Genomic DNA, 8677 nt, shown 5'->3' on the forward strand with positions numbered 1-8677 from the left:
GCTATTTTGTCAGTGCTCCTTCCCCAAACCCCAACTCAACCCCTATTTCTTAACCTCCGACCAAAATATCGCTACGATTTGCTGCCCCCAAGGCAGGTCTGGCGCCGTCAATGTGCGGTGTAATTGCTACTGGCAAAATCGATGCAATTCCCCACTGCTGCACCAATTTTTGCAAAAATATATCTTGCTGCTCTCTCAAAGAGTCCCAATCGGTGCCGCGATTAATAATTGCAAACCACACTAAACCCCGATCGCGCGTGGGTATGGCTCCAGCCAAAGCAATCACAGTGTCCAAAGTACCAGTTTTCACCACAGCCGATCGCGGAATGTGCCGATGTTCCACAGTGCCTTTATCCCGCCCGGACACCGGAAACAAGTCAGCAATCGTCAGGCCAGTAGTCTGAAGGTTACGCGCGATCGCCTGCATCATCCCACAAGCCGCCCTCGGAGACATCCGATTTTCCACTCCCAATCCCGAACCGTTAACTAATTGAAGTTCCTCCTCCGGCACCCCCGCAGCCCAAGTCGCTTGCTGCTGCACTATTTTTGCCCCCCCCAAATCGTCGGCCAGCATCTGAGCTATTTCATTATCACTGTGGACATTCATCTGCTTGAGAATTTCGGCTAAAGGGAGGGATCGGCGCTTCAGCAGCAAACGCCCCGAAGTCACAAATTTCTCAGCAATGACGCTGCCGGCAACCGTTACTTGCGGCTTTCTAGTTCCCGGAGCCATCTTAGAATACATTGCCACCACGTCCGCAGGCCAATTGCTACCCTCAAGAGCTTGCCGCAGTATCTCCCCCGCCACCAAAAGATCGGACTGATAATTCATGCGAAAATTGCCTGTCACCACCAAATTCCCAGCCACACGATTGATACCCATTTGATTGAGAGCATTGCCAACGGCGATCGCCTCCTCCCACACAAACAGCGGATCGCCCCCGCCGCTGACCACCAAATCTCCCTGCAACACCCCATTCCTAATCGGCCCAGTTCCCCGGAACCGCGTTTCAAACTGATAATCAGGGCCCCAAGTCTCCAGCGACGCCAGAGAAGTTGCAATCTTAGTCAGCGAAGCCCCAGGCATCAGCGCCTTCCCCTGCTGACTTACCAGTGGCACCATTCCCGCTTGCACCCAAATTCCCTGATTTCCATCAATCAGGTTTTTGTCTTTCAACTCTTTTAAATATTCCCGCACTGTCGCTTCTGCAGGCAAGTCTGGATTTGTCGCATTTATTCGCCCAAAAGCCAAATCTTCGGCCACCACTAACCCGGGTATCCCTCCCCGCCAAGCCAGCACTGACGCAGCATTAGGCGCGGCACTGCCTACCCCAGCCATGTCCAGCCACAGAGACATCATCCCTGAGCTAAATAAATCCAGCATTTTTTACTCCTAAAGTCAATCGATTTGAGATTTGAGATTAAAGAATTGAAGAAAGCGCTCCCACTGATAAATCCCGGGGCAAGTGATGAGGATGGGGAGCTTTTTTCTTGCTCCACAGATGAATCCGGCGTTCCCGGACTAAAGTGCTTGCGGTCATGTAAACTATTTCATTGATTTTTTCAATATGCCGTCAAAAATAGTAAAGTAGTGACAAAACAAGTTCTATCAGAGTAGTCGGAAATAAGAATTGTCCGATCGCCCTAGCGAGCGGATTTTAGTTCTTTATTCAGACTTGTGGATTCAGGCTCCTGACTTCCTGGTAGAATTTTTAGTGTTTCTCAAACATTGGTCAATGGGATCGACACGCGCAAGAATTGCGATAGACGCTATGGGTGGGGATCATGCCCCCGCCGAAGTTGTAGCTGGAGCGCTTAAGGCACAAGAAGAATTAGGCGTAGAGATTTTGCTGGTGGGCGACCCGCAGCAAATAGAAGACTCGCTCCGGCAACAAGACGCGATCGGCCGCGTCTCTACAGGTCAGCTAGAAATCGTTCCTTCTGAAGGAGCGGTAGAAATGCACGAAGAACCTTTGAGTGCCCTCAAACGCAAGCCCAACGCTTCGATTAACGTAGCGATGAACTTGGTAAAGCAGCAGCAAGCTGATGCTGTGGTGTCCGCCGGTCACTCCGGCGCGGCAATGGCTGCTGCTCTGCTCAGGTTGGGCCGGCTCCCCGGCATTGATCGCCCTGCGATCGGTGCGGTTTTGCCGACAATGATACCGGGCAGCTCTGTACTCATTCTCGATGTTGGCGCTAATGTGGACTGCCGCCCCAAATTTTTGGAGCAGTTCGCTCTTATGGGAACTATTTACAGCCAGTGCGTTCTCGGCGTCGCCGAACCTAAAATCGGCCTGCTCAACATTGGCGAAGAACCTTCTAAAGGCAACGACGCCGCAGTGCGAACTCACCAGTTATTGGTGGACAACCCGAACATTCCTTTTGTGGGCAATGCCGAAGGCCGCGACGTGCTGTCGGGGAAATTCGACGTGATTGTCTGCGACGGGTTTGTCGGCAACGTGTTGTTGAAGTTTGCCGAAGCGGTGGGCGAAGTCGTCGTGCAAGTGCTGAAGGAAGAATTAGTCAAAGGACTCCAACATCAAATTAACGATCCTCTGCTGCAAAAAAGCTTGCAAGGATTTAAGCAGCGGGTAGACCACGTTGAACACGGCGGCGGTTTGCTATTGGGCGTTGCTGGAGTTTGCATTATCAGCCACGGTTCGTCTCAAGCTGGCTCGATTTTTAATGCCATTCGTTTGGCGAAGGAGGCTATTGACAACCAAGTGCTGGAGCGGATTCGATCGTCCAATCACCAAAGCGCTCTGGAACAAGAAGCTGTGAATTAGAGGCAGTAAGTAGGAATTAAAAATTAAAAATGTAAAATTAAAAATGTCAGCTTAAACCCACTGTTTTGCTTAAAAAAAAGTAATTTCAGCAGTTTAAAAAATAATTTTAATTGATAGTTTTTAATTTTTAATTTCTCGATCGAACAGCGAGTAAATGGAGAGGAATGTTGCAGCAATCAGGGTTCGGCATTGCCGTCACAGGTAGCGGTTCTTGTACACCGCAGGTTTCGCTGGATAATAACGGTTTGAGTCAGATAGTAGAAACTTCTGACGAGTGGATTGGCGCGCGGACGGGGATTCGAGCGCGCAGGCTGGCTGACGATCGCACTTCTTTGTGCGATTTAGCCACAGAGGCATCTCAAAAGGCGATCGCCATGGCAGAAATTTCGCCGACAGATATCGATTTAATTATTTTGGCGACTTCGAGTCCTGACGATTTGTTTGGCACTGCCAGTAAAATTCAATATCAATTGGGCGCGACAAAAGCTGTGGCTTTTGATTTAACAGCAGCTTGTTCGGGCTTTATTTTTGGTTTAGTGACAGCCTCGCAGTTCATTCGGACAGGGGTTTATCAAAATGTTTTGCTGATCGGAGCAGATATTTTATCTCGCTGGGTGAATTGGTCGGATCGGGGTACTTGCATTCTATTTGGAGACGGTGCAGGTGCGGTGGTATTGCAAGCTTCGGAAGTCGATTCCTTTTTGGGATTTGAAATTCGCAGCGACGGCACACAAAATTCGTCTCTCAATTTGGCTTACAAAGCCGAGTCAAAAGAATTAATTGAGGGCGTCAGCGTCGGAGTTGGCGGATTTGAACCCATCACAATGAATGGTCAAGAAATCTATCGCTTTGCCGTGAGAAAAGTGCCGGAAGTCATAGAAAAAGCTATGTTTCGGGCCAATATCAGCGTCGCCGACATTGACTGGCTGTTGTTGCACCAAGCCAATCAGCGGATTCTTGATGCAGTTGCCCAAAGGCTAAAGATTCCACCCGAAAAAGTAATCAGCAATTTGGCGAATTACGGCAATACCTCAGCGGCTTCAATTCCCCTTGCCTTAGACGAAGCCGTGCGTCTGGGTAAAGTTAAAGCGGGCGATACTATTGCTGCTGCTGGTTTCGGTGCAGGTTTGACTTGGGGGGCTGCGATTTTTCAATGGGGAAGGTAATATTTGGCGGCCGGCTGTAAACTTGCTCCGGTTATTGTCGGGAGTTCGATCGAGTAAAATACAAATCCTTTAACACGCCATACATAGGGCAAGGTTCGCAGCGGTGCACCAGCCGGACAGCAGTTATTGACAAGGGCGTGCTGACATGGAACATCCTCTATTCTTCGATCGACTTTCCCCGGTTTGAAGGTTGAAAATTGTGCTACGCCTATTAATCAAATTAAAGTAGCAAAAAAAAATAAACCTGGTAAAAATCGCAGTCAGATGTTATAATTATGAGTCGCGAGTAGAGAGTTCGTTAACCGAAAGATAGCGGATACCAGCGAGCGAACTTAGAAGCGGGAAAGAAAGAATTTTTGCAATCACCAATTAGCAACCACCAATTAGCAGATTACCGGAAAAATGACTAAAACAGCATGGGTATTTCCCGGACAAGGTTCCCAGGCGATCGGGATGGGTGCAGACTTATTAAACTTGCCAACAGCCAAAGCCAAATTTGAGCTCGCTAAAGAAATTTTAGGCTGGTCTGTCCCGGAAGTTTGCCAAAAAGAAGAAGCAAAACTATCTCGGACTCTCTACACTCAGCCTTGCTTGTTCGTGGTAGAAAGTATTTTGGCCGACTTAGTGCGAGAAAAAAGCGATCGACCAGCGGTAGTTGCCGGTCACAGTTTAGGAGAATATGTTGCCCTCTACGCAGCAGGCGTCTTTGACTTTGAAACCGGATTGCGCTTAGTCAAACGTCGCGCCGAACTCATGGACACTGCCTCCGGCGGTCAAATGGTGGCTTTGATCGGGTTCGACAGGCAGGAACTAGAACTGCAAATTCAATACAGCCGAGACGTGGTGCTGGCAAACGACAACAGCGAAGCACAAGTCGTGATTTCTGGAACTCCCGCAGCAGTAGAAGATTTGCTTGCCAAAATCAAAGTCAAACGCGCCGTTAAATTGAATGTTTCCGGTGCGTTTCACTCTCCCCTGATGGCATCAGTGGCGGCAGAGTTTCAACTAGCCTTAAAGTCGGCCAGGTTTTCCGATGCTAAAATGCTGGTGCTCTCGAACGCAGAACCGTCAGCCACTACCAGCGCAGCCACTTTAAAGCAGCGGTTGACTCAGCAGATGACCAAAGGCGTGCGGTGGCGAGAAATTTCCCTGCAATTGCCACAACAAGGAATTGATCGGGTAGTGGAAATTGGCCCCGGCAAAGTTCTCACAGGTTTGATCAAACGGACTTGTCCCGATTTAGCATTGGTAAATGTTAGCAGTTTTGCAGATTTACCCGCTTAATCTATTTTTAGCCTGTTATTAAACGGCAGGTTATAAAATTGAGAGTTAATCGATCCGAAGATTGCCCAAATAACGAATCGCACAACAGGCAAATCCGAATATTGCCTGTTTTGCAAATTGGGGATAGACGATCCAGACAGTTAGAAAATATTAATCAAAAATCTAGAAATCGATCGACCTGACGGGCCGATTAACAAATCCTGATATACACTAGGCATAAAAACCAAGCTTATCTGCTACTTATATGAAAAAAGTCCTTTACTGGTTGATGGGCGACAAGGCAGGCAGAACCATCGTAGGTGCGTGGAACTGGATGTGGGGACTGCCCGTAGAATCCGGCGGCCAGGTGGCGGTGGCGGTAGCCGAAGAGTCACTGCGATCAATGCAAGAATCAGTGCAAAAGCTAGCAGCAGCAGTCTCCACCCAAGTTGCAGCCTACCAGCGCGCTAAAACGAAATATGAAGAAAAAGTTAGGGAAATGCAAACCGTAGAGCGCCAAGCCATCACAGCCCAGCGCAACGGCAACGAAGAAGCAGCCCGCTTGGCAATGTCGAAAGTAATTCAGACAGAACAAATTCTGCCACAGTTAGAAGCCCAAGTAAAACAAGCCGAACAGTACGTCAACGCTTCCAAAGACAAGCTAAATCGAGAACGGATGAAGCTGGAAGCTTACAAAACCGATATGCAAAATATGAAAGATATGGCCGAGATTAACGAAGCCCTCGGAGCCATATCCAAAGTCAACAACGACCTCAGTATCGATTCAGCTCGATCGCAGTTTGAGCAAGCCAAAAACGCCGTCCACGGCCGCAACCTCAAACAGCAAGCTTTAGCAGAACTATCTGAAAACCCCCAAGAAAGACTTCAGGCAGAATTAGAAAATATGACCTTAGACGATGAAGTTAATCGCAGGCTACAAATGTTAGAAGGCTCCAACAACAAAGAACTTCCCAACTAAGGAGAATTTTATGGCTAAGAGCGGGCCTCCCCCCATAGTTTTTATTTTGTTATTTCTCTTGCTCGCCGGCGGTGGCTGGTTCTTTTTTCTCAATAAACCAGCCTCCCAGGATGCTAATAATACCCCCACTCCCACACCCGCAGGCAATGCTGTCGCACCTCCAGTCGCGCCAGTAGTCGGCGGTGCTTCGCCTGTTGCAGCTACTTCTTTTGCACTTCCAGCTTCCGTACCTGCAGGCACGGCCGTGAGAATTGACGGTTCTACCAGCATGGTGACAATCAATCAGAACCTCAAGAACGGCTTTCAAGGCAAGTTTTCCGGCACTACAGTCGATACCAAAGCGAACGGTTCTGAAAAAGGAATTCAGGATTTGGTGGCGGGAACAACCGATATTGCAGCGGTATCGCGACCTTTGACGGCTCAAGAACAAGGTCGGGGTTTGGCAGCGGTGCCTGTTGCCCTAGATACGATCGCCCTTGTAGTTGGCGTAAACAACCCCTTCAAAGGAGGTTTAACTTCCGCTCAAGTTCAAGATATCTTCAAAGGAAATACTCAAGACTGGTCGAAAGTCGGCGGCCCAGCGGGCCAAATTAAAGTAATTAACAGACCGGCAGTTAGCGGCACTCACCAAACATTTAAAGAACAAGTGCTCGGAGGTGGCGAGTTTGGCACGACGGCAAATATTACCACGCTCGATCGAGATGCGACAACTCCCCTGCTGCAAGCTTTAGGCAACAACGGCATTGGCTATGCCACATTCGCTCAAGTAGCCAATCAGAAAACGGTGCGCGTTGTTCCCGTTAACGGTGCGACGCCGGATGCGGGTAACTATCCTTACAAGCGGCAGTTGTACTACGCCTACCAAAATCCTCCTAGCCAAGCAGTTAAGGATTTCTTAGGCTACGCGACTTCTTCAGAAGGACAAAAAGCTATGCTGGCCGGAAATTGAACCTTTGCAAAGAATTCGCCAGAATTTATTCTGGCGCTACACAAGCTGGCAAAGCGGTTTCAACCGCCGAATCATCTAACAGCACGACACGCATAAACACGGATACACTGATGATAGTCAACTTAGCCAATGAGCTAAACAGTCCGATCGCTGGGCCTATCCGTGTATCGGTGTCAAAATCCGTGTAGTGCTTCTTTTTTGATTGCTGAACTGATAGGCTAATATTCGATGTAATTTAAAATTTAAGGTTTTTCTGTGAGCAAAAGTCGCGAACCAGTCGAAAGTTTACTTCTCTACTATTTATTTAAATGGTCAATTGTCAGCCCGATGCTGCACCTGTACTTTCGAGGCCGCATCTACGGTGCAGAAAATGTTCCGACAGAAGGGCCGGTGGTGGTAGTCAGCAATCACGCCAGCGATTTTGACCCGCCGATTTTGTCGAATTGCATGAGGAGGCCCGTCGCATTTATGGCAAAGGAAGAGTTATTTAAAGTTCCTATTTTGAAGCAGGCAATTACGCTTTACGGTGCTTATCCAGTCAAGCGGGAAAGTGCCGATCGCAGTGCAATTCGCTCGGCTATCAACTCTTTGGAAAATGGCTGGGCGACGGGTGTATTTTTGCAGGGAACTCGCACGCCGGATGGCAGAATTACTGAACCGAAATTAGGTGCTGCGCTGATAGCTGCTAAGGCTAAAGCGCCGCTGTTACCTGTTAGTTTGTGGGGAACTCACGCCATTTCGTCCAAAGGTTCGGCAGTGCCGCGTCCGGTGCCGCTGACGGTGCGAATTGGCAAGCTAATTGAAGCGCCCGGTTCGTCGGATCGCGAGGAGTTGCAAGCGTTGACTCAAAGATGTGCGATCGAGATTAATGCGATGCACGATTTGGGGCGCTAATTTTATAACTTTTGTTGCTGTTTTTCAGGTTATATCTACAGATAGATGAATGCTGAAGATAAACATCGAAAAATATTAATACAAGTGATTGAAAACAAGCGCAATAATTAGGCTTAAATTTGAGTTTAATTGGACAGGAGATAAGAATAAAGATATGGTAAAAAGCAATCAAACCCGCGCGTTGGGATTGTTTTCTAACCGCGAAGATGCCGAGCAAGCTCTGACAGAATTGAAATCTTCCGGGTTTCCAATGGATAAAGTTTCGGTTGTTGCTAGGGATGCAGGCGAGTCTGTAGGCGAGACTGAAACCATCGCTCAGGTAGGCGATAAAAATCTAGACACAGGAGCAGGAGTGGTAGCAGACACTCTGACAAATAGTGCTTTAGCCACCGTGCTAGTGGGTCTCGGAAGTTTAGCTATTCCCGGAATCGGGCCGATGATTGCAGCGGGCACTTTGGGCGCCTCACTGGTGGCTAGCGTAGCAAGCACTGGCGTCTCGGCGGCGGCTTTCGGTGGGGTGGTGAAGGCCTTGACTGACTTGGGAATTCCCGAAGAAACAGCTAGAATTTATACCAATTCTCCAAAATTATGCTACAGTATTTAGTGCCGATAGAATATAATCCCATCCCGTGATAGATGC

At 48.5% G+C, this 8677-nt stretch carries 8 protein-coding genes; 7 read left to right on the forward strand and 1 reads right to left on the reverse strand.

What is annotated here, in order from left to right; translation table 11 throughout:
• Window positions 1-49: 49 nt before the first annotated feature.
• A complete protein-coding gene (locus tag QUA10_RS23480; protein WP_333085026.1) occupies window positions 50-1384 on the reverse strand; it encodes a D-alanyl-D-alanine carboxypeptidase in 1335 nt (444 codons plus the stop codon).
• A gap of 352 nt (window positions 1385-1736) precedes the next feature.
• On the opposite strand from QUA10_RS23480, the gene plsX reads away from it, so the two are divergent.
• The 7 genes from plsX to QUA10_RS23515 all read left to right on the forward strand — a co-directional run bounded on the left by plsX (window position 1737) and on the right by QUA10_RS23515 (window position 8641).
• Window positions 1737-2786 carry a phosphate acyltransferase PlsX gene (gene plsX, locus QUA10_RS23485; RefSeq protein ID WP_333085048.1) on the forward strand — a complete coding sequence of 350 codons (1050 nt, stop codon included), beginning with the start codon at window positions 1737-1739 and terminating at the stop codon, window positions 2784-2786.
• Between the two features lie 164 nt (window positions 2787-2950).
• On the forward strand, window positions 2951-3952 hold the full coding sequence (locus QUA10_RS23490; protein WP_333085025.1) for a beta-ketoacyl-ACP synthase III: 1002 nt from the start codon (window positions 2951-2953) through the stop codon (window positions 3950-3952).
• A gap of 402 nt (window positions 3953-4354) precedes the next feature.
• On the forward strand, window positions 4355-5236 hold the full coding sequence (gene fabD, locus QUA10_RS23495; RefSeq protein WP_015175203.1) for an ACP S-malonyltransferase: 882 nt from the start codon (window positions 4355-4357) through the stop codon (window positions 5234-5236).
• Between the two features lie 244 nt (window positions 5237-5480).
• Window positions 5481-6194: a PspA/IM30 family protein gene (locus tag QUA10_RS23500; protein ID WP_333085024.1), complete on the forward strand. Its 714-nt coding sequence runs from the start codon at window positions 5481-5483 to the stop codon at window positions 6192-6194.
• 10 nt (window positions 6195-6204) lie between these two features.
• Window positions 6205-7143, forward strand: a complete 939-nt coding sequence (locus tag QUA10_RS23505; RefSeq protein ID WP_333085023.1) for a phosphate ABC transporter substrate-binding protein — start codon at window positions 6205-6207, stop codon at window positions 7141-7143.
• A gap of 255 nt (window positions 7144-7398) precedes the next feature.
• Entirely contained in the window at window positions 7399-8037 is a 639-nt protein-coding gene (locus QUA10_RS23510; RefSeq protein ID WP_333039474.1) for a lysophospholipid acyltransferase family protein, read from the forward strand.
• 154 nt (window positions 8038-8191) lie between these two features.
• Window positions 8192-8641, forward strand: coding sequence for a hypothetical protein (locus tag QUA10_RS23515; RefSeq protein ID WP_333085022.1), 450 nt, complete (start codon window positions 8192-8194; stop codon window positions 8639-8641).
• Window positions 8642-8677 lie beyond the last annotated feature (36 nt).

The sequence above is a fragment of the Microcoleus sp. Pol8_D6 genome (assembly GCF_036700965.1).
Lineage (GTDB): Bacteria > Cyanobacteriota > Cyanobacteriia > Cyanobacteriales > Microcoleaceae > Microcoleus.

Excerpts from the sequence above, each read along its gene's own strand:
- QUA10_RS23480 (WP_333085026.1), bottom strand. The coding sequence starts at position 1,384 with ATGCTGGATTTATTTAGCTCAGGGATGATGTCTCTGTGGCTGGACATG.
- plsX (WP_333085048.1), top strand. The coding sequence starts at position 1,737 with ATGGGATCGACACGCGCAAGAATTGCGATAGACGCTATGGGTGGGGAT.
- QUA10_RS23490 (WP_333085025.1), top strand. The coding sequence starts at position 2,951 with ATGTTGCAGCAATCAGGGTTCGGCATTGCCGTCACAGGTAGCGGTTCT.
- fabD (WP_015175203.1), top strand. The coding sequence starts at position 4,355 with ATGACTAAAACAGCATGGGTATTTCCCGGACAAGGTTCCCAGGCGATC.
- QUA10_RS23500 (WP_333085024.1), top strand. The coding sequence starts at position 5,481 with ATGAAAAAAGTCCTTTACTGGTTGATGGGCGACAAGGCAGGCAGAACC.
- QUA10_RS23505 (WP_333085023.1), top strand. The coding sequence starts at position 6,205 with ATGGCTAAGAGCGGGCCTCCCCCCATAGTTTTTATTTTGTTATTTCTC.
- QUA10_RS23515 (WP_333085022.1), top strand. The coding sequence starts at position 8,192 with ATGGTAAAAAGCAATCAAACCCGCGCGTTGGGATTGTTTTCTAACCGC.